Origin of the sequence: Phormidium pseudopriestleyi FRX01, assembly GCF_017313335.1 — a bacterium.
Lineage (GTDB): Bacteria > Cyanobacteriota > Cyanobacteriia > Cyanobacteriales > Laspinemataceae > Laspinema > Laspinema pseudopriestleyi.
On sequence record NZ_JAFLQW010000599.1, the window covers coordinates 15,086 to 41,569 of the forward strand.

Sequence of the window (26,484 nt, forward strand, 5' to 3'; positions counted from 1 at the left end):
AATGGGTGTCCAATTCTGAGTAGGGCATTCCCACTCAAAGACTGGGCTGTTTCTGAGGGGTTCCAAAACCTCTCAGGGTTCAAAGCTTTACCCTGTAAAAATCGGTGACCATTGAACTTTTTGTCAGGCAATTCCTGAGTGACATGAATTGACCCCTTAAAATGAATCGAGACTTACTCTACCAGAGGAATTCTGAAAACCCATGAGAATGGTTTGCATCTCCCGGTCAGCTAGATATAATAACTTACTCAGGAGATGTAGTAGGGATTCTAGCCCTGTCAAAACCGGGTTGACTCAAGAAGAAAAATGTGGATGGGGGTGTAGCCGAAGGCGAAAAATTGCCCTGGTTGAGCCTGCACTGTTCCCTCAGCGAGGTCTTTTGAAAAAATTAGAAAAAAGGGTAGGTTACGCTTGATGGGGACAAAACTTCCACCTTTCCCGAGCAGAACATGATATCGTTCAAGCCAGTCTTAAGATTATGTTAATAAACTAAGGCTTATAACCCGTGGGAGGGTGCTGATGGCAACTGGGCTATTCAAGCCCCTGTTAACCGCTATGGCTGTACTATCCGCAAACACAACATTTTCATAATGAAAAATTGGGTGAAACCGCAAATATTTTCTTGGCTACTCCCAGCGGCAACTGCCGTGTTACTACTATCCGCTCCCGCGCAAGCGGCTAGACTGGAATATTGGCGTTTTGATACGGCTCAAAACCGACTGCACTTTACGACGGCTGGAGGGGTTCAACCGAAAGCGCAATTAATCGCCAATCCCACACGCCTTGTGATTGATTTGCCCGGGACTACTCTGGATCGACAGACAGTAACTCAGCCCGTTGGCAGTCCCGGATTTGAGTCAATTCGAGTGGGACAGTTTGAGTCAGACACGGCTCGATTAGTGATTGAATTAAGCCCGGGTTATACCCTAGATCCGCAACAGGTGCAATTCCGGGGAATCACTCCCACGGAATGGACGGTGGATTTACCGACACCTCAACGAATTGGGGCAGCATCGAGTGGATCGGCTGCGGCATCACCGACTCAATCGGGCAGCGGAGTTCAAATCGAAAATGTTCAGGTGACGCCGGATGGATTTTTTATCCGGACCCGAGGGGGGCAGCCTCAAGTCAAAATGGAGCGGAGTAGCGATCGCTCCTTATATGTGGATATCCCCGGGGCCACAATCTCCCCCAACATGGGGTCACGAGACCAACTGCTCGATCGCCACGGTGTCGCTCGCATGAGTGTCCGCCCCCTGGACGGGTCAACTCCTGGAGTGCGAGTGACCTTCGTATTATCGGATACTAACTCCAATTGGCAGGTCACCGCGAGCAACTTGGGTGGCGTGGTGGTTCTGCCCGGTCCTCAAGGTTCCAGGGTTGGGTCCGGGTCTGTGGCAATGGCTCAGAATCCCAGTAGCGATCGCATGGTCACCATTGAAGGCATCGAACTGCAACAAGATGGGTCCCAAATTTTAATCAAATCTAATCAACCCTTCACCTACACCAGCGAATGGGACCGCGCTTCTGGAGCCTATCGAATCGTCATTCCCTCAGCCCAGTTAGGCAATGGGGTCCAACCTCCTCAGTCTACGAATCGCGGTGCTTTTTTATGGGTAAAGTTGCAGCAAGAAGACCCCCAAACTGTGGCAATTCTAGTCCAACCCGCAGCTGGGGTGCGGATTGGACCCCTGACCCAACCCAGTCCACAATTGCTCTCGGTTACCTTACAACGTCCCGGTAACGTCGCAGCAGCCCCTAATTCCAGCACCTCGATTCCCACTGCCCCGGCACCGATGAATTATCCTGCGCCTTCGCCAATGCGATCGCGCGATGGACGACGAGTTGTCGTCATAGATGCTGGACATGGTGGTAGAGACCCCGGTGCCGTTGGGATTGGGGGACTCCAAGAAAAGGGAGTCGTCATGGACATTTCCCAACAGGTGGCGAGAATTTTAGAACAAAATGGCGTCCAAGTTGTCATGACTCGTCAGGATGACCGGGAAATCGATTTAGCGCCTCGGGTTCAACTGGCTAACCGGGTCAATGCAGATATTTTTGTGAGCATTCATGCCAATGCGATTGATATGAGTCGCCCGGATGTGAATGGCATTGAGACTTATTATTATGCCAGTGGTCAGCGTCTGGCCCAAACCCTTCATAACAGCCTTTTGCAAGGGACTGGCGCTCGCGATCGCCGGGTGCGGCAAGCGAGATTTTATGTTTTACGCCATACCTCCATGCCTGCGGTATTACTGGAAGTCGGGTTTGTCACTGGTGCAGAAGATGCCCCTCGACTGGCTAATGCAGCTTACCGGACTCAATTAGCCCTGGCGATCGCTCAGGGTGTTCTACAATACCTGCAAAATCCATAGTCGGCCTCTTAATCGAAAATCTTTCTGAAAGATTCCCGAATTTTGGCTCCTGACTGCTGATTTCTAACCCATACACTTCTCGCAAATCAATCACCCGTGTCTAACTTTTCTGAGTCTGACCTGAGTCCCTTGTACGACGATTGTTCAGGACAAAGCGATGGGTTTGTCCACAATACTGGCTCTGACTATCTATCCAGTTCCATTGCTGGTTCCCCACCCTATACCCCTGGAGCTGATGGGAACAACCAACGACCTAGAATAGGGGTTTTTGACAGTGGTCTGGGGGGCCTGACTGTCTTGCGAGAACTCTACCGCCAGCTTCCCCAGGAATCCATTCTTTATTTTGGGGATACTGCTCGTCTTCCTTATGGCACTCGCTCTCAAGCAGAAATTATCCAATTTGTGCGCGAGATTCTCCACTGGATGATGACACAGAATGTCAAAATGGTCATTATGGCCTGCAATACCAGTTCCGCTCTGGCCCTGGAAGTGGTGCAAGCAGAGTTTCCCGTGCCGATGTTGGGCGTGATTTTACCCGGCGCGAGGGCTGCTGTAAGTCAAGGTCGCCGGATTGGGGTGATTGCGACCCCGGCAACGGCGGCGAGTAATGCATATCGGCGTGCGATTCAAGAAATGAATGCAGAGTCGCGGGTTTGGCAAGTGGGTTGTCCGGAGTTTGTGCCTTTAATTGAAGGCAACCTGATTAATGACCCTTATACGATGGAGGTGGCACGGGAATATTTGGCTCCTCTACAAGAGCAGCAAATCGATACGTTGGTTTATGGTTGTACTCACTATCCCCTTTTAGCTCCAGTTTTCAAGAGTATTTTGCCGAGTTCGGTCCAGTTAGTGGATCCGGCTGTTCATGTGGTGGCAGCAGCGGCCCAGGAGTTGGAGATGTTAGGGCTACGAGAGACAGGTCCGGCACTCCCGACTCGATTTACAGTGAGTGGTTGTGCTCAAGAGTTTGCTCAACGGGCGGTACACTTACTCGGATGTACTCCGGTGGTGTCCAAGGTGTGTTTACCTGTTTTAGAAGGTCAACCTTTGCCGGTGGAACCTTGATCCATTCGCTGTTTCAAATTGCTTTGAGCATTCAGGCGGCCTTTTGCCCGATGGAGATTGGGTTTGGGCCGTCTTTGGAGATAAATTTTGGGTTTCTGGTTCTTAGGTTCTGGTATCTCGGTGAGGCGATCGCCCCAGGGCCAGTTATTTTAAGGAAGAGGTGAGGGAATTTCTGACGAATCACTGGAGTCGAAAGCGATCGCCCAAAAGCTTGAGTGCGATCGCTCTGCAACCTCCATCGTTCTCCTGCATCTGAATCCCGCAGGAACACGGAGTCAAGGTCTCGAACTCGACCCTTTCGCGTGTCGCACTGCCAAACTCAACAGCAAATAAATGGTTAACAAATAACCTGTTGCCAGAACCGGAATAATCAAAGGCATATCAGTGTAAGTCATAGTACGGCCAGAAATGAAAGCGGGGGAGTCGTCAACGAAAATAGTTATATGAATTCTGTCAGCACTTTCAAGCAGAATTTGCTTCAAAATACTGGCATGGGCCTGGTCAGACCCATATAGTCGCTCGGTGAAAACCCTTTTCTTAATCTTGAGGACCTATTGAGACTTCCTCGAACCCCTCCAGTTACAGCAGTAACCTTCAAAGCTGGAAATACATCCCTTCCAAAAGATCTCTATCGTTCTAGGTTTTCGATGGATCCCACGGATCCCGAGCCAATGAAACAGTATGAATGGGAGTGGTGAATACCAAGCCCAATACCATCGGTCTTGCGGTGACCGAGAAAAACCCACTCTAGGTTTTTCAGGGTTATGGCTACTACTTGCTTTCCCAAAGCAACAACCTGCTCGGGAGCGAACGAAACACAAGAAGCGATCATCAAAGAAAATCCAGACTGAAAGCCACCCGCATGGGGTTTACTGAACGTAACCCACTCTGGGTTTTTTTCTCATCCAATTATCTAATCTACATCCCAAGCCCCAAGTCACCTAGGAGAAGTTCTGATCTCTAGATCAGTCACCTAGCTAACAATCTGTTACTTGAGCGCTATCGTCGGAGGCAAACCACATCAGGTAGCGTTGCTACGCTTATGGATGGAATCTTTAAATTCTTACTTTCTACCCTAACACAAGCGGGTTAAGTTTTCCAGGGTTTTCACCACTTTATTTAACAATTCTTTAAAAAGAGGCCAAGACATCGGTCCGATGAGCTTTTCAGGATATTTTTATGAGAAAAGTGTCGGATCGGGAGAGGCTTCGCTTAGAATATATGTAAAATTTCGTAACTTTACGTCTGAGTCGGCCTATCCATGACCTCAACCACCTCCCTATTTTCCCCGGTTGAAGCAGACCTGCGGTTGTTAACCGAGAACCTGAAACAGCTAGTTGGTGCCCGTCACCCCATTTTGTTCGCTGCGGCGGAGTACCTTTTTGGGGCCAAGGGAAAACGGATGAGGCCAGCAATCGTGCTGTTGCTCTCGCGGGCCTTGGCACCCGATGGAGAGATCACCCCTCGTCATCGACGATTAGCTGAAATCACGGAAATGATCCACACGGCCAGCTTAGTCCACGACGATGTAGTGGACGAATCGGAACTCCGCCGAGGAGTGCCGACGGTTCATAGTCGATTTGGCAATCGTGTGGCGGTGTTAGCTGGGGATTTCCTGTTTGCTCAATCGAGCTGGTATTTAGCAAACTTAGATAACCTAGAAGTGGTCAAATTGCTCTCGGAAGTGATTATGAATCTAGCCGAGGGAGAGATTCAGCAAGGGCTGAATCGATTTGACAGCAGCTTAGGGATTGAAGCTTACCTAGAAAAAAGCTACTATAAAACCGCCTCCTTAATTGCCAACAGTTCTAAAGCGGCGGGTATATTAAGTGAGGTAGATGAAGAGTTAGCGGAAAACTTCTATCAATATGGACGCCAGATTGGTCTAGCGTTTCAAATTGTGGATGATATCTTAGACTTCACGGGTTCAACGGATGTTTTAGGAAAAAATGCGGGTTCGGACCTCAGCAGCGGCAATCTGACGGCACCGACGTTATATGCGTTGGAAGAGAAACCCTATTTAGAGGTTTTAATTGAGCGCGAGTTTGCCGAAGAGGAGGATTTAGCCGAAGCGATCGCCTTGATTAAAGACTCCAATGGCATCCCTCGTGCTCGGGAACTGGCCGCTTTCCATGCTCGGGGTGCGGTCAAGCACTTAGAGGGTCTGCCCCCGGGGGAATGTCATCAAGCCTTGGTAAAATTGGCGGATTATGTCCTGAGTCGCTTGTATTAGCAATGAGCGTTCAGCCAGTGGGTTGGATCCACTGGTAGCGAAATCGCACCGAAGATGAACCGTTAACGGTCCGTTGAGGGTGTTGAGGGTTCGGAGGAGATCGCCGTCGATGGCTCTAGTCTTCCACGGGCGCGATCGCGCTTAACCCTTTTTCTGGAAATTGCGATCGCCATTCAAGTTGCTCATCAAATTGCTAAATTTCCCTCCGCCATTTCGGGACCTCTGCTGCGGCAGTGGCACCGAAACCCAAGAAAGAAGGAGGGAGTTAGCCAGCAAGGGTCCAGTGCTTAAGCCCTTGACCCCATGAATCGGAAGTATTTTTGTGGAATAAATCCATCAATGCGGTGGAAATATTCACCCGACAACCGATTTAACAAAGCGGTTGCCGAGTTAACAGATTGCTAAACAGAAAGAAAACCCGACCGAGGTCAAAACCAATCGCCCTCACCATCCGGGTGAACCAGACTAACCCTTTGCTATCTAGCTATTTCTCCAGACTGTTCAGGGGAGAGGTCCTCCAAAAGGGCTAACCTGGCCAAACCGGGACTCCCCCCTGGATCGGAATTAGGCAATATCCGGCGGGACTGGGCGAGATTTAAGCGGATTAGACTGGAGTTGCAGATGTTGTTGTAACTGCGCCTGAATCAGGGTTTGAAGGTCCTGACGACGAACCTCCGTCCCGGCAGAAACATCTCCTGATTTTTCAAAAAAAACCACACTATCGAGGGTATCAATTGCCACCATCTGAAATAAAATATGAATCACCGGGACCGGCACAGCAATTGCTTGTGAATCATTGGGAGCATAACTACCATTGCTGGCGTCCTTAACTGAAGGAAAAGCATAAATTACCTGTTTCTCAAGATCAGGTTGAGCGCGATTGCGTAACGCCGTCACCATCCAACGTTGATTAAGAGTTTGCAGGATATAATACTGGGAATGGCGCAATTGCAAAGCCAGTTGCTTCAACGCTGGCGCGATCGCAGCCACGATACCAGGAGTTTGACCATCTTGGGGTGCATTGTCAATCAGAAGCTGAACTTGTCGATCTAAATTCATTGTTAAATAGGTCGAGCTTTCTATCATCCATTTAAGTTTAGCTGTAGTCATCCCTAGCTGGACTAGGGGGTTGATACTTATAAAACCACCATGATGGGAAAAATCGAGGGTCGCGTGGAAGAAGATATTTTTCAACTTCTCTTTACAGAACTCCAGCAAAATACCCGTTCTTCTGACAATAAATGCCGGGAAGTCGCCGATCGCATTGCTGCAGAAGTCAACCGGATTTGCCAAGAAAGTCAAAGAATTAAAGCATCAGGAGAAGAAGAAAAATGGAGAGTTACTTTATCCCGACATCGCTTACAGCAATGTCTGTTTTATTATAATTTTGGGGCGCGAGGGGGGAGAGTGGAATTACACAGTACCCTCAGTGCGATGGTTTATCGCTACATTACGCCGCCTCAAATCCAGTCGAGTTATCAAGCTCGCTTGAACTTAATCGAAGATTTTCTACAAGGATTTTATGTGGAATCCTTAAATGCGTTTCGACGAGAAGCGCAACTGGAGGGGACCTTTTCCCCCACCACCTTGTTAGAACTGTCTGAATATATGGCATTCACCGAACGGTATGCTAAACGGCGGATTCCGCTATCGGGAGGGCGATCGCAACAACTGCTGATCTTGCGAGCACAAACCTTTTCGCAACAGCAACCGCCAGAAACAACGGTCGATATGGAGCAAGCTGCCGAAGGGTCCTCCCTAGACTCAGACCAAACCTGGAATGACTCCTCAGTGCAGCAAGTGCGACATGCGATGGTTGATCGGGATCTAGAACCTGCCGATCATTCCTTGCGCGAAACCGTCGTCAAAGAAGTGCTGGGTTACCTGCAAGAGAGAGGACAAAACGACTGTGCGGACTATTTTATTTTGCGATTGCAAGATTTACCCACCAATGAAATCGAAGAAATTTTAGGCGTGACTCCGCGACAGCGGGATTACTTACAGCAGCGCTTTAAATATCATTTGATTCGATTTGCACTCTCTCACCGTTGGGAACTGGTCCATGAATGGTTAGAAGCCGATTTAGAGCGAAACTTGGGGTTAACTCCGGAACGGTGGCAACAATTTCAAGACAGCCTAGAAGCTTCACAACGGAAATTACTCGAATTAAAGCAACAAGGCGCAAACGATTCAGACATTGCCAAACTCTTAGAATGTACAGTTAACCAAGTGCAGAAACGGTGGTTTAGACTACTAGAAGCCGCATGGCATCTTCGCAACGAGCGCGATTCCGGAAATAATGCATCTACAGATGAATAGGGGGGTAAGACATGGATAGGGACGAGCAAGTATTTCAAAACCTTGCCAACTCAGAGGCTGTTCAAGAGCGAATTCTCGGGTGGCTGTTCCAACTCTCTCAGCCAGACCCGATGCCGCAAATGGAAGAGCTAACCAGTCCGGAAACACCTCCGGGAACAGACTTAGACAGCCGTTTAGCTCAGAAAAACTTAGACCCTCTCGATTCTGAACCAATCGAGCGATCGCCCTCAATCGAGGGTGAATCCGAAGCAGGGTTTACCGAACTGGACGAGGGATTGAGTCTCAAAGGAGAGCGACCAATTAAACCAGGAGAGATACCTGCCGTGCAAGACCGTTTTTACACACTTGTGAAACGCCGACTGGAAACTGAAATTCAACATCACCCCCCCCTATTTCCTTGGGAAAATGAACTGTTGGATTACGAACCTGATTATTTAGATTTTCCCGAAGAGAAAAAAGTTCCTGCCTTCGATTGGTTGACCCAGTTGCCTTTGTTGAGTTTGCCAGTCACTCTCCCGGCGACTGTACTCACCCAACTTTTAGAAGAATGCCGGGTTCTGATCCAATCTTCCCTGCAAGATGGAGCTAAATTAGTCCGTGCAGTAGAAGGATTATTTCCCGATCGCCGTCCTCAACTACACCAGTTAGCGGGATGGGCCCTGGCCATGTCTCCAACCCGAGGATCAAGTGCAGAGGCGATTAATCCCCAGGCAACTGGAACGGTTGATTTTCCCCCCACCTACGAAGGGGCCAGTACGGATCAGAAAATGGTCCTCTGCTTATTGGCCGCCCGAGAAATTATGGGGACCCTGACCTTAAGCGTCTCTGCTTCGGGAGGGCCTGTCGAACGACAATGGCTCACCAGTGCCGGAATGTTGAGCATTCGGGTGGAATCTGTCGGGAAACCGAATCATGACCCCTCTAAACCGACCCAATCCCTCGGATGTCTGCGAGTCCGGGGTGAATTCCCCTCCGGTGGGACCTTGCAACTGCGCGGAGGAGAGGCTCAATCTACGACCTCTCGTCCTAATGCCGGATGTTTGCACGTTGAACTGTTTGAGCCGCAACCGGACTGCTCCTATTTATTAGAAGTGCGCTTCCATAACGAATACCAGAACGCCCTGACCTTTGTCGTGGGTCTCTCCTAGAACGGACAACGAAAGCATTCATCCGATCTATAGAGTAAATTAGGAAGGAAGAAAGACTCGCTTTTGCTCTTTTATCCTTCATCACTATGTTTAACTCGTCAGGGATTCGGCATCTGTCCCTTATTCCCATCTGGCGTCGGCTCCGACAGCAAATCGAGGCGAGTAAACCTCCGATTCCGGAGGACTCGATGATGCTGCGGGTGCTGGTGCAGGCCCTTGTGATCGTCGGGATTATTGCAACGGATGTGGCGGCAGGGACGATGATGAGCCTTTGGGCAGTCCCCTTGAGCATCGCAGGAGGCACCTGGAGTTGGTATCGCCGCCGCGATCGCAATACTGCCGTTAAATTTTTGCTTGCAATTGGGATGTTAGTATCCCTCAGTGCTTTTTTTGGGCGCTTAGTTCAGGAACTCAACGATACCCGGGTAGTTCTGGCTGAACTGCTGATTCAAGTTCAGGTTCTCCATAGTTTTGACCTCCCCCGGCGCTCGGATTTGGGCTATTCGATGGTGATCGGATTGATCCTGTTGGGGGTAGCGGGAACCGTCAGCCAAACCTTAGCCTTTGCCCCGTTATTATTAATCTTTTTGGCGATCGCCCTGCCTACGTTGGTCTTGGATTATCGATCGCGCCTCGGACTGAAACCGGAGCAACGTCCCACGGGACCCCGGAACAAAAAGAAAATAAACTATGGACAACTGAGTTTTTACGGTGTCCTGTTTAGTCTGGTTCTGGCGATCGGACTGGTCATTTTTGCCGTGATGCCGCGTTTTCCTGGCTATCAATTACAGACCTTTCCGGTGAGTTCTCCCCTGGAAATTCCGGGGGATTTAGATGGTCGTCAAATTGTCAATCCGGGCTATGGCAATGGCGAAGGAGACGGCACCGGAGGGGACGGCAGTGATGGACCCGGAGAGATTGACGATACCTTTTATTATGGGTTCAATAACCGGATAAACCAAAACCTGCGGGGTGAAATGACACCCAAAGTCGTGATGCGGGTGCGATCGCAAGCGGAGGGATTTTGGCGCGTCTTGGCATTTGACCGCTATACCGGGAAAGGCTGGGAAATTGGTCGCAATGAAGAGGCAACCACCCTGCGCCGTCCTAGTTGGTCCTATCAATTTAATGTTCCCATAGATCGCACGCGACTAGGGAGAACCCAGGAGATTGTTCAAAGCTATACGGCAGTTTCGGATTTACCGAATATCATTCCGGCGCTATATGAGCCGAAATCTCTTTATTTTCCGACGGAACAGGTGACCTTTGATACTGAAGGCAGTCTGCGATCGCCCTTGGGTTTGGTCGAGGGACTGACTTACACGGTGATTTCAGAAGTCCCTTATCGCGATCGCACCGCCCTTTCTCAAGCCCCCACAACCTATTCCAAGGCCATTCGCAATTATTACCTGCAAGTCCCTCCAGAAATCAGCGATCGCGTGCGCCAACATACGGAGGAAATTTTAGCAGGCGCACCCAATCCGGTCACCTCTCCCTACGAAAAAGCCCTCTATCTGGCTCAATATCTCAAACAAAACTACAGCATTCCGAACGACCCCTTTGGTCTGCCTTTTTTAGGACCCGAAGATGATTTGGTCGAAACCTTTCTATTCCAGCAACAGGGGGGCTATCCCGACCACTTCTCCACCGTCTATACCATCATGTTGCGTTCCATTGGGATTCCCTCTCGCTTAGTCGTGGGGTTTGCGCCTGGAGAGTTTAATCCCTTTACGGGACTCTATGTGGTTCGCAATACCGATGCTTATGCCATGACGGAGGTGTATTTTCCCGAGTATGGGTGGTTTGCCTTCGATCCAATTCCCGGGAATGAAATCATCCCCCCATCCGTTCAAGAATATCAGACCTTTAGCGTGTTGCGGATGTTGTGGCGGTGGGTTGCGGGGTGGTTGCCTTCTCCAGTAACCGGATTTGCAGCAGCGGTGTTTTCTATCCTAGGCGGTTGGCTGGTGGGGAGCATTGTCTGGCTATTGCGACTGTTTACCGGAAGCTGGGTGGGACTATTTGCTGGTTCAATTTTACTCACGGGTTTGGCATTTCTAGGCTGGTTAGCTTGGAACGCTTTCGGACAGTGGCGTTATCGTCGGTTCTTGGCAAAAATGCCCCCAGTGGCACGACTGTATCAGCAAATGCTGGATACGTTAGGACAGCAGGGATATCGCAAACATCCGGCACAAACCCCGTTCGAGTATGCGCGAGAGTTACACGAACATCAACCCCAGACTGATGCATCTGCAGTTGAGGAGATTTCTCACGCTTATGTGAGTTGGCGTTATGGGGGCAGTGAACCGAATCTGGATCTTCTCCAGGAACGGTTAGAAGAGTTGAAAAGGCGATCGCAACTCCGACGAAAGTAGGACGGGTTGGGTCAAGATAAGTGAGGGCGAAAAACCGGGTTTTGTTTAACAGTAAACGGTGACGTCCTCACCACATTCATCGGCTAAATAACATAATGCTCGAAAGCGCAGCCCTACAAACTGGTCATAAAAGGGGTTGAGTTTACATAGGGGCGGAATGTGAAATAAGACCCGACCACAGACTTTGATATCCCGTTCAAATGGACATTGGGCGGGAATCAGTTTACACAAGCTATGTGCCATTTGGCGATCGCGAACTTCTAGGCGATCGAGCCACTGCTTGAGTGGGCCTAATGGCTGAAACAATTGCCGGTGCGGATGAGTTGGAATCCTAGAGCGATCGCTTTGTGTCGTCGCTTTTTCAGAAAGCTCTATCCAAGTGATGCGAATTAGATGCTGTATGGTATAATCTAATACGTTCATCATCTTTCCTCTATTGTTACGAGCGGGTGCTAAGTCAGCAATTGTATGGAGATTACAGCCTTTTATCGGGTCAACCCGGATGGCTCTCAATAAATTGAGAGATCCGCAAGAGGTTTATGTTTCTCTAGCGGGCGGTCTGATTCCGACTTTTAGGTTCTACCTCTTTATATTATATCCAGTTTCTTTGAAAATAGAACGGACTTCTATCACCATAATTAATAATCTCTATCACCGCTTACTATTGATCGCGATCGCTCTGATTTCGGTTTGTTTGCCCTAGGCTAACTCCCTGGGCTAATCTAAATCAGGGAAAAGCCTTAAAGCTGAATTTCTCTCAACTCCAAAATCGCTTATGTTTGGGATAAAATTTTGAAATTACCCGAAGTTTGACTCAAGCATACTGGACCTCTATAGCGGTTCTAAATGATTTTGCGAATGGACACCCTCACCCCTTTCTCGTCGGCGGCCCAAAGCGGGAGAGGCCTGTCCTGAGCCCTGAGCCCTGAGCCCTGAGCCGGTCGAAGCCTGTCCTGAGCCCTGAGCCAGTCGAAGGGTCGAAGGGGGTCGAAGGGTCGAAGGGTCGAAGGGGGACGGGGGTGAGGTGTCAAACTGCTGCAAGACTGGCTATATCAGGAGTCTTCCTGAATTGAATGATCGATCAAGCATGGAGGGGGCAAATCCCGCCCATCTTGTCAAACTGATATAAAGTTTATCTATAGAGCAATTAAGGTAACTTAATCTTTTTCCCCTGGGGTTTTTCTATTAAAAAGTCCTTTATTTATTTAAAATTCTAAAAATACTTAATAAAAATAAGTAAAATAATTCAGGTGAAACTCAAGATTTATCCCTTTGTTTATTAACTTTATACCCTGTCCTGTGATCTCAAAAAAAACCCCTTTGATAAAAATCAGGATAAAGATATCAGCAACCAGAGGAATAGCCGACAAATTTTAGAAAATCCACCCTAAGAACGATGAAAAAATTCAGGGAAGGCTGGGAAAATAAAAAATAGAGTTCGGGCAGCATTCGGAAGTCAGCCCAAAGCCCTGTAATGCCTTCAGAGACTGATTAGATTTCTAAAAATAGTCCAAAATAAGGCATCAGTTTATTAACCTCAAAACAAACAGCAATTAATGCCAACTTTATGAAGACGGTTAACTTGTTTATTTTACGAACGGTGGAAGTTTTTGCGATCGGGGGACTTTTAGTCGGGTTTATGCCCCTTTCCACACCTGGTCCTCAAAACGTGATGGACCCAGAAGACTCAATCCAGTCAAGATCTGGAAAATTAACGGGTTATGTAGAAATACTATTTACGGAACCCGGAGACCCCTGCATTCAGAGTCAAGAAAGATATCTCCATCCTGGGACGAAAGTAGTCATTCAAAATAGCGATCGCCACCCGATCGCCACAGGATTTTTAGAGGTAGGGACCCCGGAACCTTTACAAGCTGGTTTTTCTAAAATGACCTGTAAATTTCCTCTGGTTGTAGAAAATATACCCGAGCTTCAAAACTATATTATTAAGCTAGAAGGCGGGGAAGAATTTTCCTATTCTCGCCAGCAGTTTGAGCAGAAAAAATGGCAGGTGGAATTAACTTTGTTTAGATAATAGTGGTACAGGATGGGGAAGAAAACCCGGGTTTCTTTGCCCCATATCTGCCAATAAAGCAACAAAAAAAGGGCTGGAAAACCGGGTTTTTGTCCCTGGTATTGAATACTGTACCGGCGTCCTAGTTAATCCCCAAAATTACCCGTTTATTCCCCTGATTTCCCTCCTTGAAAAGGACCGATCACCCGGGGTTTAGGTCGAGTAACCTGCACCTGCCATAATGCTTTGACAACGGCCAAAAATTCCCGAAAAGTATAGTAAGTCATCGAATCGGTGCGGAAAATTCCCCAATCGGGGGTTCCTAAACCGACTGCCTTAATTCCCATTTGACGACCCGTATAAACTGCCCGAGGGAGATGATAACGTTGGGTAATTAAAACAGCCTGTTGAATGCCAAACAGGGTTTGAGCGCGGTAACAACTATCATAAGTGCTCAATCCGGCGCGATCGAGGAGAATGTCGGTAAGTGGAACCCCCTGTTTTTCTGCATAAGATGACATTGCTTGAACTTCATCATAATCAGGACGGAAGTTGTCCCCAGTCATCAAAATTTTCTGAACGCGCCCCAGTTTATACAAATCGATCGCAGCTTGAACGCGATCTGCTAACATCGGGGTGGGAGTCCCATCCTCCCAAACCCCGGCACCAAAAACAATGGCAATTGGTTGAGGGGGAACCTGTTCGATTTCCCGATAGCGATCGCCGAAAGTCACGGCATAAACGTAGGCATTCAACCCCAAGGGAATGACGACTGTAGTCAGACCCAAAATTAACAGTAAAAAAGGCCAGTTCATAAAATTTAGAATAACCATTATAGATTCCATTTTACTTGTGTAAACCAAAATTTATTTAAAGACAAAATTTACAAATTTTATTTCAAAAGTCCAGAAAAAATGCAGAGAATTATATTTATTTCACACAGTCTTATGATAATTGTATGATTTTCCAAAGGGTTTTTCATTTGAATTAAAAATATTTGGTTAAAGATTCCTAATTCAGAGGATTTCGGAACCTTTAACCTTGACAAATATTAAGTAATCTCATCCGGATTGATGCCCAGTTCTTGCAGCTTTTGCCTCAAGATAGCGCTACGCTGACGTTCGGCATCAACTTGGGCGATCGCCTCCTGAGCACGAGCACGTTCGGTATCAGCTTCTTCCTCTGGCGTCAGAACCAGTTCCCCTTCGGGGGTAAAAAACCGCAGCTTTTCCTCTAACATACCTAAATAAAGCTGCAATTGTTCACTCCAAAGCCATCCCTGTTCATTGGGTGGAATGGCTTGATATTCCCCATTCATCAGGTGAAATCCCTGGAACTCTAAAGTATAGGGATCAAACCAAAAATAATCGGGAGTGCGCCAAACATCTTGGTAAAGCTGTTTTTTTAAGCCCCGATCCGTGTTGGCCGTGCTATCAGAGAGGACTTCGATAATAAAGTTTGGATATTTTCCTTCTTCTTCCCAAATGACCCAACTTTTTCGCTCTCGGCGTTCCGTATTCAAAACCACGAAAAAATCCGGTCCCCGCATCTCTTCCGATTTGCGCTGTCGGGTACTGTAATAGACGCTCATGTTTGCGGCTACAAAAAAATCATTGCGATTTTTCCAAAACCGCTCTAAACAAGCAATGAGCAGTAGTAGTTGTTTAAGGTGTCGATAACTTTCCAATGGCGGCTCATCACTCCATAAATCGCCTGGGGGAAAGATAGGAATCTCGGAGGTTTGACTCTGTACCATATTGGTCTCCCCGTTCAGGGTTATTTTTATCTAGTTTAGCAGATTTGGTGATAAATAACAGAGGGGATAAAAAGAACCCTGTTGCGTCAAACCCCTAATACTCTAAACTCTTTACAAAATGAGCGCATTCTTTCTAAAAGATAGTCCAATAAAACATCTTTAAATCGGGTAAGCATCTAGCTTGCTTAGGGTGGGATAACTCATTTCAGGTTGCTATAGAAAATTTACTGAAAGCGTCAGGTTTGCTCAGGTCCATGAACATGAAAATAGGGTGAATCGAGGGGGAAGATTGAGGGGTTTATTCCTTCAAAATGCCACCTGAGCAATTTTGACAAACCGTGGGGTGATGCCTACTGTATGGGGAGTGTTTAGGAGCCTCGGTAGAGGTTGATGATTTCCAGATATTGATAATGAGGACTTTGATGCTGATTCCTAAACTGCCGATTTCTAAGGGGTGTGGCTTGAGTTGCGGGTTGAGCAGTCCTAGGAAACCGTTTGGAGCGATCGCGCTCAAAACTATGCCATAGTGGTCAATATCCTGTAAACTAATCAGGGACGTTCTATCTATAGCGCTTCAATAACACCCCAAAAAGTACAATGGTTATTCAAGCAAGCGCTATCCTGGCGATCGCCCACCCAACCCCACTGCTAAATTTTTCTGGCTTCCCTCAACCATTCTGACTCCAGTCCTCCCATTTATCATCCCTGAACAGCCCGCGCTATAATGACACCCATTAACTCAGCCTTTATGGAAAATATCAGCCAAGCTTTTGCCAGTAAAATAGACGAAATTCTAGAAAAATGGAAACTCAAAGTCCGTTTAGATACGAAAATAGAAAATTCTAAAAACTTGTCTGAACCTGCACTCATAAATTTAATTCCTCAAGTGTTGGACGCGATGACAACGGCCTTAAATGAGTCAGAGGAAGATGATTTTAAAATGGTGGCCCAAGCTAGTTTAGAACATGGAGTCAATCGGTTTGAGCATGGCTATGATGCAGCCGAAATTGCGCGGGAATATCGACTCTTGCGCCAGGTTATTTTTGCTATTTTAAAAGATGATCTCCTAGAATTACCGAAGGCTGAATCTTATCAAGCGTTTCGGATTATTGATGCCGTCATAGACCAAGCAAGTGCTTATTGCTTTCATCAATTTGTAGAAGAACGGACTCGAAAGCTAGAAAATCTTCACCAACAAATCATCAATAATAATGAAGAATTAACCCGGTTGCTGAGTCTAAGCCAAGAAAGTTTTTCTCAACTGGCCCATGAAGTCAAAACGCCTTTAAATTCAATCATGGCTTATTCCCAACTGCTCCTGCGTCAGCACCAAGCCAAAACCGAAGAAGATTCTATTACGATTGAGCGCATTGAGCGAGTCTTGCGCGCTTCTCGACAATTACTACAACTGGTTAATAATTCTCTAGAACTGTCTCAAGTTGATGCAGGAAAAACTCAATTAAACTTGATGAAAATCGACCTCAATTCGGTAATCGCCACCACCATAGAGACCATTGAACCCCTGGCTCAAGCTAAAGAATTATCAATTATTATTAGCAACGATAGCGCTCCTGAGCAGATTGTAACTGATTTGTCTCGCTTTCAGCAGATTTTAATCAATCTGTTGAGTAATGCAGTCCGGTACACTGAAACAGGCTCTATTACGGTTACCTGTGAAAGCCTTCCTGATGAAAAATGGTTGCTGAGTATTAGGGATACGGGCATCGGAATTGCTCCAGAAAATATCGAGCGAATTTTTCAGCCATTTTCCCGAGTGGCCCAGCGGGTTTCTCAACAAGCTGAGGGCAGTACCGGCTTAGGCTTGACCATCGTCTCCCAACTTGTTGAATTTCTCCGAGGAGAAATTGAAGTCGTCTCTCAAATTGGTGAAGGGTCGGAGTTTTTGATTATTTTTCCAATGGAAATCAAGCCGGATAATCGATAGTATAATTTCAAGAAATTTACCTAAAATTTGGGCATTCAATGGGACATTCTCCCTCAGCAATTATTTTTTAATCATAAGATTTTACCGACTCATCGGTTGGAGAGCGATGAATAAAAATAAATATTCTTATTCATTTTTCCCCTAGATTTACCCCGAAAAGTATTGAATCTTCCTGAAGTCGGGTCAGGTTTTGTTTCACCCTAAAACCAATTGATATCCCTTCACCTGTTCTCTACTCGACATCAATTTCACCGGAGAGTAATTTACTCAAGAGTAACTCCCGAGTTAACTTGAGGTTAGTCGTTTTTGCTTGTAATGTTTCGATTTGCCGACAGAGGGGGTCGAGGGTTTCGATAAACTGACGGTGGGTAGCGGAGTCGGGAATGGCGATGGGTAATTGTCGAAACCAGCCGAGATTGATTTCGCGGTACATTAATCCTGATGCGAGGTTAAAAATGCGATCGCGGTTTTCCTTAATCCAAAAATATAAATAGTAAGCTGATAGCCGGTCATTCGGGATACAAGTGATAAACCCTTGGTTAGTACAAGCAGTCGTGGTATTCAGTGCCACAACTCCAATGGTGGCCCGAGATGTCATCATCACTGAATAGGGGGGGAATGTGCGGATTTTACTGTGCTGCCGCCCTACCTCAGTAATTTTGTGAGTAGAATCCGAAACAAACATCGTTCCGGCAGTGGTTAAATCCGTGGTTCTGTACCAGACTAATGTTCCGTTGGCCCAGTATTCGGGCTTTTTCTTTGCTGGGGTATCCCCGCTAATAGTTTCGATCGCCTCACCAATCGGTGCGATCGCCCATCCCACCGGAAACAATTCCTGGCCGGTCACTTGTTGTTGTTCCGGCGTTGCCTCCCGCCATTCCAAATTAGGATTAGGAATCTGCCATTTCACAAACCACTCGTAATAGATACTTTGCGCCATCTGTTCGAGTAGCTTAATCCGCCGTTGATTGTTAGAAATTAAGTCATCATAATCCGTCAGAATGGCTGCTATTTTTTGTTGTCTACCCAAATCTGGATAGGCGATCGGCATTCCTTTGAGTGCATTTAAACTGATATAACACTGCACGACTCCAGCCTTGCTTGCCTGTAACGTATTTTGGAAAATCGGACCTTTCACCCAGTAATAAAGATAGGGAGACCAGATAATGGTCTGATTGGGTCTTAAAATAGCAAGACTGCTAGAAATCCCAAATAAGTCCTCGGGTTTAACTAAATAGGGTTCTCCGATACTGCCAATGATCCCAAATAAGATATCCCCGGCTTCTGGCTTGCGAATCGACTGGGTACTTTTACAAAAATAGCGTTCAAAATCTGCTTCTGAGATACAGTCAACCTTGGAAAGTTTTAACCGTCCCGGTTTAATATTTTTGGCGGTTAAATAAAGGATGCCATTGTCTTGTCTTTTAATTTTGGCATGAGTGCCATCTCCAACAAGACAAACTTCGCCAATCCGTTTTTGCGTCCAATTGTTTCGTTGTTTCACGGTTTTAACTGAAAGGTATAGTACCAAAATCTAAAAGTAAGTAGTCTGCAGTCCTGGAAAAAAGAATAGGAATGAGGAAGTCGGGAAGTTATTTTATCGCTCATTCATTCTCTGTTACCTTTAATAGGCCATCAATAGTTTGAGAAATTCGCCCTTCTAATTCTCTGGCCTCCACCGTGAGCATCTCGAATTCGTCATTGAGTTCTTGTAATTTTTCATGAAAATCAAAATTGTCTTCAGGTTTGGGGGCGATACCGACATACCGGCCCGGATTCAAGCTATAAGCCTGTTCTGCAATTTCCGAAATCACGGCAATCCGGCATAAACCGGGAACATCGCGATAGATATTATCAGGAAATGTTTCTTCCCAATTGGGTAAAGTTCCATAAGCAGGGACTGCAGGATTGTAACGAGTATGTTCTGGTAAAGTTGCCACAGGTTCAACCGATTGTCCGCGATACATTCGGACAATATTCCCTAAGAATTGAATTTGTTCGTCGCTAAATTGACGGTGGGAACGGTAAACGTGTTGATAGAATTGACGGGCATCGATAAACAGCACTTTATCTTTGCGGGGGTTATTCACTTTGTCGCGATCAAAGAACCAGAGTGTGCAGGGTAAGCCCACACTATAGAAAAAGTGAGAACCGACCGCAACGATCGCCTCTAAAACTCCCTCGTGAATCAGCTTTTTACGAATTTCCAACTCCAGGCCACGAGCATCACTGGCGGAATTTGCCATAACAAAACCCGCACGGCCCTTGGAATTCAATGCACTATAAAATAATTGAATCCACAAATAGTTGGCATTATCGACGCGAGGTAAGCCCAAGGGAAATCGGGGGTCGGTTTTGATTTTTTCTTTGTCTACTTTGTCTACATTAAATGGAGGATTTGCCATAACAAAATCGAATTTACCCACACAATCATGGATGTCTTCATAATAGGTATTACTCTGGCGAATATCTCCGGTGAGTCCATGTATCGCCAGGTTCATCAAGCAAAGCCGAACATTGTCCGCAATTTTTTCTTGTCCATAAATTCCGATTTCACTGCTAGGATTTTTCTGTCTTTTTTCCACAAACGAGGCACTTTGGACAAACATTCCCCCACTGCCGCAAGCTGGGTCAAAAATTCTTCCGTGATAGGGTTCGATAATTTCAACAATCAGCTTGACTAAAGACGTAGGGGTAAAAAATTCGCCGCCTTTTTGTCCTTCACTCATGGCAAAATTGCTGAGGAAGTATTCATAAATTCGCCCAAACGCATCCCCTTCGATATCCAAAGCGATGGTATGAAAGTCCGTCAGCAGTTGCTGGAGGATCTCGTTACTGAGACGGTGGTAAGTTTTGGGGAGGACGTTTTTCAATGCGGGGTTTTCCGCTTCGATCGCCCGCATCGCACTATTGATTTCTTCCCCGAGGTTGGCGAATGCCGGTCGATTCAGCAGGGACTCAAACCGCGCTTGGAGGGGAATGGATAACACCCGTTCCGCGATCGGGCGATCGCTTGTGCGATAGCGCTGCAAGGCTTGGGTAAACTTATAGTCGGCATAGCGCAGGAAGATTAACCCCAGTACCGGCAGGGAATATTCCGACGGTTTTAGTTTGGAATTGGCACGCAATTGATCCGCCGCGTCCCATAGGCGTTTTTCAAGTTGATAGTAGTCTGGCATCTGTGAGTTTTCCCCTATCTGTGAACGGTATTTGAGCGCGTAGACCTTGGATGCTTCCCTCTATAGGGTATTGACAGAACTTTTATTGTATGGTATTCATGGCGCGGAGTCTAATAATTTTTTCTACAAAAAACCCGGGTTCCTTAGAGATGAGTAAAATTTGTCACGGAATTTATAGGTCCTACGCCGGGGGATCCTTCAAATCCTCGCCTCACTGGTCAAAGTGGTTAGAGGGGGGATTGGGCATCTGTTGCAATATAATGATGCTACCGTTAGGGTTGAGTCCAAACCGTCAGCAACAACGGCAGGAGGAGGGATTCATCAATCGTCCCTAGGTCCTTTATCCGCGATTCCTCCTGCTTGCTCAAATTTAGGCGAGATTTTCGTTCAGGCTTTACTAAAAGTGAGAAGAGGAGCAAGAGGGAGCGGATCTCGTTTGCGGTTGAGGGAAGAATCGGGAGTCCGGTTTTCGTTGTTGGAAAAAGCTGACCGATTCAAGGATTCGGCTATAGGAAAAAAACTTTGCCGGTGAGGGCCAAGAGTAAATAGGCTTTAAAAACTGGATGGGGTATAACCGGGGCGGAGGCAGTCAGGCTGGGGTGGAGAAATGAGGGAAAGACCGATCGCCTTGATTAAGTCGGCAAATGGTAGCCATAATTGCTCCTAATCGGGGTAACGATCCGGTAGGGTGGACTTGTTTTGGCGGTGTAGTCTTTGAGAGTAACTTCTATGACGACTCTAGGGGATTTGATTGCCATTGGCGGTTTCAGATGGAGGAGTTGGGGACTCTTGGAGCCTGGACTCTGGTCCATTGGGTTGGACTATTCTAAATTGTGTTTTGGAAAATCTCAGACTGTGCAGACAAACCGGGGCAAACATGGTTTACTAAAAAGGATGGATAGCGTTATCGTGAGAAAGAGGCTTTAGATTTACTTGCTTTTCCAACGGTGGGCATTAACAGTGGCAAATGGCAACCTATCGGGACGGTTACGGCGATCGCTGGTGGTTTATACGGCATTGGGGATGCTCTCCATCGGTGCAATCATTTCTATCGTCAGTATCGGCTTCCTTTCTCATCATCTCAACCAGGACCGGCAACAACAGGTACTTTTAGCAGCCCAAACGAAAAGTCAAGCCCTAGAGCAGTATTTCTTGCAGGTGACGGAGATCGCTGAACAGCTTTCCCGTGATAACACCATTGAAACATCGAGTCAATCCCTTGGGGTTGATTTAACCGTGGGGTTGCCGTTGAGTTCCCCTCTGTTGGTAGAGGTCCTCCAACAAGCCCCAAAAATAGCGGGGATCACTCAGATCGATCGCCAGGGTGAGGTGATGGCCCAGTTAGGGATGGGGATTCCTCGGGCCTTGTGGCCGGAATCGGTCGGGGATACCCCTGAAAAAATCTCCTTCCAGCCGGTGCAAGTCGGCAACCCGTCTTATTTGCTCGTGAGTGTAGCGCGCGTTAACCCGCCATCCCCAGAACCCCAAGGGACGGATTTATTCTTATTCACCGTCTCGGAAATCGAAAGAAATTTACAGGAATTTGTCGCTGCAGGTCAATCCCTAGAAATTGCCTTAGCACGAGTCAATAATGCGCGGATTGATCGCCTGCTGCCATTCCTCGCTTATACGAATGAAGCCGGTTTGATGCCCCTGGGACCGAATACTCAGCTTTCGGTATTCCGGAACAAAAACATGACGCACCAGCGCAGCGTACAATTCCTGAACACTACTTTTCCCGGTTCGGAAGCGGTGGCAGTCGCACCGATTAAGAGTAGTAACTGGGTGGTGCTGGTACAACTTTCCTCCAATCATTTAGAGGCAGGCATTCGGCAGATGCAGCTTTTAGTTGGGGTTACGGTTGTTTTATTACTGTTAGGCACGGGAGTAATCGCTCTCTTGCTATATCCTCTCACTCGTCCGATTCTCATTCATGCTGATCAATTAGAACAGCAGTTGCAAGCGAATATGGCATCCTTGGAACGGGAACTGCAAGAACGGAAGCGCACTGAACGACTGTTAGCCGCACACGCTCGGGAAAGTGCGGTGATTGCGGGGTTAGGACAGTGGGCGCTGGCGGGGATGGAGGTGATGAGTTTGATTGAAAAAGCAGCCGAAGAAGTGATCCATACCCTCGATAGCGATTGTTGTGGCTTGTGGGAATTGTTACCCGATCGCCAGGAATTGGTGTTAAAATCTGGTGCGGGATGTTGTCAGGATGCGTTCGGGTCGGTAACAATGGGGGTAAATACAGAATCCCAAGAGGGTTATACCCTATTGGTGAATGAACCGATTTTGTCCCCTAATTTCCAGGAAGAAACCCGTTTCACTCCCTCGCCTTTTTTGTTAGAAATTGACATTGCCAGTAGTATTACAGTGCTGGTACATGGACAAACGGGACCTTATGGCGTGTTGGCGGCTTATAGTACGGAACGCGATCAGTTTGATGTAGAGGATGTGCACTTTCTGCAGGCGATCGCTAATGTTTTAGCTGCGGCGATCGACCGGCAGAAACGGGAACGAGCCTTGTGTGAGAGTGAAGAACGGTATGCTTTAGCGGTAGCTGGGGCGAATGATGGACTGTGGGATTGGAATTTGATCACCAACCGGGTGTATTTTTCCCCGCGATGGAAATCCCTGCTGGGGTATCAGGTGGAAAATGGGGAGAAGATTTCTGAGCATAATTCGGTTTGCTTTCCAGAAGAGTGGTTTAGCCGAGTTCATCCGGATGATATCGACCCCCTGAAACAGGCGATCGCCGATCATCTTGCTGGAGTCACCCCCCACTTTAAAAGTGAACATCGGATTTTAGATGTTCAGGGACAGTATCGTTGGATGCTGTCGCGGGGTCTGGCAGTGCGCGATCGCGAGGGAAACCCTTATCGCATGGCGGGTTCCCAAACCGACATTAGCGATCGCAAAGCAACGGAAGAAGCCAATATCCGCCTCGCTGCCTTTCCCAAATACAACCCGAATCCCGTCCTCGCCTGCGATTTTCAAGGGGAAATTGTCTATGTCAATCCTACCACCGAACGAGTGTTAGAAGAATTACGCCTGGGACTGGTAACCGGCTTTTTACCCAGGAATCATCGGGAACTGGTAGTCAACTCCCTAAAGCGGGGAAAATCCGGATGGCAGGTGGAACGATTCGTCCAGGATAGGCTGTTTTATTGGTTGTATCACCCAATTCACTCTCTCAATATTGTGCATATTCACGTTATGGACATCACCGATCGCCAGAAAGCTCAAGATACATTACGCCATGAAGCCCTGCACGATAGTCTCACCGGGTTGCCGAACCGGGCCTTTTTCCTCAACCGCCTCACTTCTGCCTTAAGTCGGGCAAAAGTTCAACTCGATTATCAATTTGCGGTGATTTTTCTAGATTTAGACCGATTTAAAGTGGTTAATGACAGTTTAGGGCATTTTATTGGGGATTGCCTGCTCGTTGCTTTGGCAAAACGCCTGCAAAACTCTGTAGGTTCGGGTGATATTCTGGCCCGGTTTGGGGGGGATGAATTTACCATTTTAGTCGAACATATCCCAGATATTGAAACGGCAATAACCCTGGCTGAAAAGATCCAAACTGAGCTGATTTCTCCCTTTAATCTGAAAGGTTATGAAGTCTTTACCTCAGCAAGTATAGGCATCGCCCCCAGCAAACTGGGCTATGATCGTCCTGAAGATTTACTCCGGGATGCAGATATTGCCATGTATCGCGCCAAAGCCCGAGGCAAAGCGCGATATGAAGTATTTGACAGTCAAATGTTAGAAAATGCCATAGCTCAATTAAACTTAGAAAATGATTTGCGGCGCTCTATTCTCAAAAATGGTGAACTGACCCTCCAAGCTCATGCCCCCCAATTTTTTCCGAAAAAAATCACCGAATCTACGCCTCATTTGGTGATACCTGATCCTCTGAGTTTAGAAGAAAAAACAGACAGTCAGCCCAATTTAGAACCGGCGGACTTCCTGCTTCATTATCAACCGATTGTGGCATTAGATACGGGGTTAATCTCAGGATTTGAAGCCTTAGTGCGTTGGCAACATCCGGAACGCGGGTTAGTGTTTCCAGGAGAATTTATCCCGGTGGCGGAAGAAACCGGGTTGATTTTACCCTTGGGGGAATGGGTATTGCGGGAAGCTTGCCTGCAAATGCAACAGTGGCATGAGCAATTTAAGACACCGGAACCGTTGAGTATTAGTGTTAATTTGTCGGGACAGCAGTTGGGACAACTGGATTTACTGGCCCGCATCGATCGCATTTTAGAAGAAACTCATCTGGACCCGAGTAGTTTGAAGTTGGAAATTACTGAAAGTGTGTTAATGGAAAATGCGGCATTAGCAGCGGAGTTACTGGAACAATTGCGATCGCGCAATATTCATTTGTGCATTGATGATTTTGGGACGGGGTATTCTTCCCTGTCTCATTTGGCTCAATTTCCGATTAATACCTTGAAAATTGATAAATCGTTTGTGATGGGAATGGATGGGGACAATGAAAGTTCGGAAATTGTCCGGGCGATCGCCACCCTCGCCCATAATCTCGGGATGTATGTCACTGCAGAAGGGGTGGAAAAAGAGGAACATTTAGTGCAGCTTTGGTCCTTGCACTGCGATTATGGACAGGGGTATTTTTTCTCCCGAGGGTTGGATCGGGTGGCGGCCCAAAAATTGTTAGAACAATCCCCTCGGTGGTAAATCGCTGCCCCATTTTTGCGGAATAGATTTATATCATAATGCCCGACATTTGTCAAGAATTAAAATAAATCATCCAGAGACGAGGGGAAATCGTCTCGGGGAGGGACTTGGCGATCGGCAAACTCAGAAAGGGGGCGATCGCTACTCCAGGCCCACCAAACACAACCACAGTTACCACACTCGTAAAACTCCTGCCACTTGCGACGGTGGTTTTCCGTATAAACCGGCGATCGCCGATTAATCCAAACCCGCTGCGCCTGCATAGAGGTAGCATGGCAGGAAGGGCAGTAGAACTCGTGAGCGTGAACTGCCTTCGTTGTCCATTCCGGTGGAATTGGCTCAAAAGCTTCCATGTCTTCAACTTCACTCATTAAAATGGCCGATAGCTGCCCTAATATTCCCTCGAAGGGCTGGTTTTGTCCCCACCCACTCCCAAGGAGAAACGAATCGCACTATCGTATTTTATTGTAGGACGCTCTGGGCGTTTCTTTGCGAGTTTCCCCAAACTCTAACTATCCCTACTCTCAACCCGAATCTGCCTATCATGGATCCATCACCCGAAATCTTCCGCTTATTAGACTTGATGCCTGCATCTGGTCGGATGCTGTGCAAAATCGTCAATAAACCCCAACAATCCACGGCGATCGCGAGTTCCTTTCCCGGACCTTGGGCGAGGGAACGACCGATTTATATTAATTTTGACCTCTGGCGTAAATTATCCAGACCCCAAAGAGACTTGTTACTCCTAAGAACCGTTAGCTGGTTATTGGGGGTGAAATGGTTTAAAGCGGACTTATATCAAGGAATTGTGATTGCTGGATTGTTAGGCACTCTGGTGGAACTCGTGGAAGGAGATGCTGTGGGAGTTGTCACCGCTGGGGGGTTAACGGCCCTCGCAGGCGCTCAAATTTGGCGAAGCACTCATCGCAGCGATCGCGAAATCGAGGCGGATCAAGCGGCGATTCAAATTGCCCTGAGAAGAGGCTATAACGAACCTGACGCCGCTAGACATCTGTTGAGTGCGATCGAAACCGTCGCCACCCTAGAAGGGAGACCCGGGTTGGATTTTATGGAACTGATTCGCGTCCAAAACTTACGGGCGATCGCCGGACTTTCCGGCGTCGGCATTCCCGAAGAGGGGATTCGAGAATAGGGGAAAAAATGAAGGATAAACGATAAAAATAGCGCGTTAGAAACCGGGTTTCTTCCAACTATTTCTAGGAATGAGCCACCAATTTACGCTAGAAACCCGGTTTCTTGTCCCCGTAAAGGTTAGAAACCGGGTTTCTTCCAACTATTTCTAGGAATGAGCCACAAATTTACGCTAGAAACCCGGTTTCTTGTCCCTAGAAGCATTTACTTTGTTGAGCAATC

19 protein-coding genes are annotated in these 26,484 nt (G+C 47.3%); 10 read left to right on the plus strand and 9 right to left on the minus strand.

All coding sequences use genetic code 11. The features are described 5' to 3' along the window. Positions 1-590 precede the first annotated feature (590 nt). Together J0895_RS22850 and murI are read left to right on the plus strand one after the other, a co-directional pair. Positions 591-2,375, plus strand: coding sequence for an N-acetylmuramoyl-L-alanine amidase (locus J0895_RS22850; RefSeq protein ID WP_207090294.1), 1,785 nt, complete (start codon positions 591-593; stop codon positions 2,373-2,375). A gap of 201 nt (positions 2,376-2,576) precedes the next feature. Then, complete coding sequence (murI, locus tag J0895_RS22855; protein WP_207090310.1) at positions 2,577-3,440, plus strand: glutamate racemase; 864 nt, start codon at positions 2,577-2,579, stop codon at positions 3,438-3,440. Between the two features lie 31 nt (positions 3,441-3,471). Here murI and J0895_RS22860 read toward each other — a convergent pair whose 3' ends face one another. Beyond that, a complete protein-coding gene (locus tag J0895_RS22860; protein WP_207090295.1) occupies positions 3,472-3,711 on the minus strand; it encodes a hypothetical protein in 240 nt (79 codons plus the stop codon). 990 nt (positions 3,712-4,701) lie between these two features. Between J0895_RS22860 and sds the strand changes: the two genes are divergently transcribed. Further along, positions 4,702-5,673, plus strand: a complete 972-nt coding sequence (gene sds / locus J0895_RS22865) for a solanesyl diphosphate synthase (RefSeq protein ID WP_207090296.1) — start codon at positions 4,702-4,704, stop codon at positions 5,671-5,673. 564 nt (positions 5,674-6,237) lie between these two features. Here the strand turns inward: sds and J0895_RS22870 are convergent. After that, positions 6,238-6,732 (minus strand): hypothetical protein, encoded by a 495-nt coding sequence (locus J0895_RS22870; RefSeq protein WP_207090297.1) that lies wholly within the window; start codon positions 6,730-6,732, stop codon positions 6,238-6,240. Positions 6,733-6,822: 90 nt separating this feature from the next. On the opposite strand from J0895_RS22870, the gene hetZ reads away from it, so the two are divergent. The 3 genes from hetZ (at position 6,823) to J0895_RS22885 (ending at position 11,515) form a co-directional block, all read left to right on the plus strand. Beyond that, positions 6,823-7,992 (plus strand): heterocyst differentiation protein HetZ, encoded by a 1,170-nt coding sequence (hetZ, locus tag J0895_RS22875; RefSeq protein WP_207090298.1) that lies wholly within the window; start codon positions 6,823-6,825, stop codon positions 7,990-7,992. An 11-nt stretch (positions 7,993-8,003) separates the two neighbouring features. Next, on the plus strand, positions 8,004-9,140 hold the full coding sequence (locus J0895_RS22880; protein WP_207090299.1) for a hypothetical protein: 1,137 nt from the start codon (positions 8,004-8,006) through the stop codon (positions 9,138-9,140). 86 nt (positions 9,141-9,226) lie between these two features. After that, positions 9,227-11,515 carry a transglutaminase TgpA family protein gene (locus J0895_RS22885; protein ID WP_207090300.1) on the plus strand — a complete coding sequence of 763 codons (2,289 nt, stop codon included), beginning with the start codon at positions 9,227-9,229 and terminating at the stop codon, positions 11,513-11,515. 45 nt (positions 11,516-11,560) lie between these two features. On the opposite strand, the gene J0895_RS22890 is transcribed toward J0895_RS22885, so the two are convergent. Continuing rightward, positions 11,561-11,938 carry a Mo-dependent nitrogenase C-terminal domain-containing protein gene (locus J0895_RS22890; RefSeq protein WP_207090311.1) on the minus strand — a complete coding sequence of 126 codons (378 nt, stop codon included), beginning with the start codon at positions 11,936-11,938 and terminating at the stop codon, positions 11,561-11,563. A 1,144-nt stretch (positions 11,939-13,082) separates the two neighbouring features. On the opposite strand from J0895_RS22890, the gene J0895_RS22895 reads away from it, so the two are divergent. Beyond that, on the plus strand, positions 13,083-13,550 hold the full coding sequence (locus J0895_RS22895; protein WP_207090301.1) for a hypothetical protein: 468 nt from the start codon (positions 13,083-13,085) through the stop codon (positions 13,548-13,550). 146 nt (positions 13,551-13,696) lie between these two features. On the opposite strand, the gene J0895_RS22900 is transcribed toward J0895_RS22895, so the two are convergent. Next, on the minus strand, positions 13,697-14,344 hold the full coding sequence (locus tag J0895_RS22900) for a SanA/YdcF family protein (protein ID WP_242541525.1): 648 nt from the start codon (positions 14,342-14,344) through the stop codon (positions 13,697-13,699). Between the two features lie 236 nt (positions 14,345-14,580). After that, positions 14,581-15,285, minus strand: a complete 705-nt coding sequence (locus J0895_RS22905) for a Uma2 family endonuclease (RefSeq protein ID WP_207090303.1) — start codon at positions 15,283-15,285, stop codon at positions 14,581-14,583. A 724-nt stretch (positions 15,286-16,009) separates the two neighbouring features. On the opposite strand from J0895_RS22905, the gene J0895_RS22910 reads away from it, so the two are divergent. Beyond that, on the plus strand, positions 16,010-17,230 hold the full coding sequence (locus J0895_RS22910; RefSeq protein WP_242541526.1) for a sensor histidine kinase: 1,221 nt from the start codon (positions 16,010-16,012) through the stop codon (positions 17,228-17,230). Between the two features lie 232 nt (positions 17,231-17,462). Here J0895_RS22910 and J0895_RS22915 read toward each other — a convergent pair whose 3' ends face one another. From J0895_RS22915 to J0895_RS22925, 3 genes are all read right to left on the minus strand, one after another. Then, positions 17,463-18,734, minus strand: a complete 1,272-nt coding sequence (locus tag J0895_RS22915) for a restriction endonuclease subunit S (RefSeq protein ID WP_207090304.1) — start codon at positions 18,732-18,734, stop codon at positions 17,463-17,465. Between the two features lie 100 nt (positions 18,735-18,834). Further along, positions 18,835-20,409, minus strand: a complete 1,575-nt coding sequence (locus J0895_RS22920; RefSeq protein ID WP_207090305.1) for a type I restriction-modification system subunit M — start codon at positions 20,407-20,409, stop codon at positions 18,835-18,837. Between the two features lie 632 nt (positions 20,410-21,041). Further along, the gene (locus J0895_RS22925; RefSeq protein ID WP_207090306.1) at positions 21,042-21,221 is read right to left on the minus strand and encodes a hypothetical protein; all 180 of its coding nucleotides are present in this window, start codon (positions 21,219-21,221) and stop codon (positions 21,042-21,044) included. Between the two features lie 148 nt (positions 21,222-21,369). On the opposite strand from J0895_RS22925, the gene J0895_RS22930 reads away from it, so the two are divergent. Beyond that, positions 21,370-25,110, plus strand: coding sequence for an EAL domain-containing protein (locus J0895_RS22930; RefSeq protein ID WP_207090307.1), 3,741 nt, complete (start codon positions 21,370-21,372; stop codon positions 25,108-25,110). Between the two features lie 59 nt (positions 25,111-25,169). Here J0895_RS22930 and J0895_RS22935 read toward each other — a convergent pair whose 3' ends face one another. Beyond that, the gene (locus tag J0895_RS22935) at positions 25,170-25,463 is read right to left on the minus strand and encodes a hypothetical protein (RefSeq protein WP_207090313.1); all 294 of its coding nucleotides are present in this window, start codon (positions 25,461-25,463) and stop codon (positions 25,170-25,172) included. A 191-nt stretch (positions 25,464-25,654) separates the two neighbouring features. On the opposite strand from J0895_RS22935, the gene J0895_RS22940 reads away from it, so the two are divergent. Beyond that, entirely contained in the window at positions 25,655-26,263 is a 609-nt protein-coding gene (locus J0895_RS22940) for a DUF3318 domain-containing protein (protein ID WP_207090308.1), read from the plus strand. Positions 26,264-26,484: the final 221 nt, after the last annotated feature.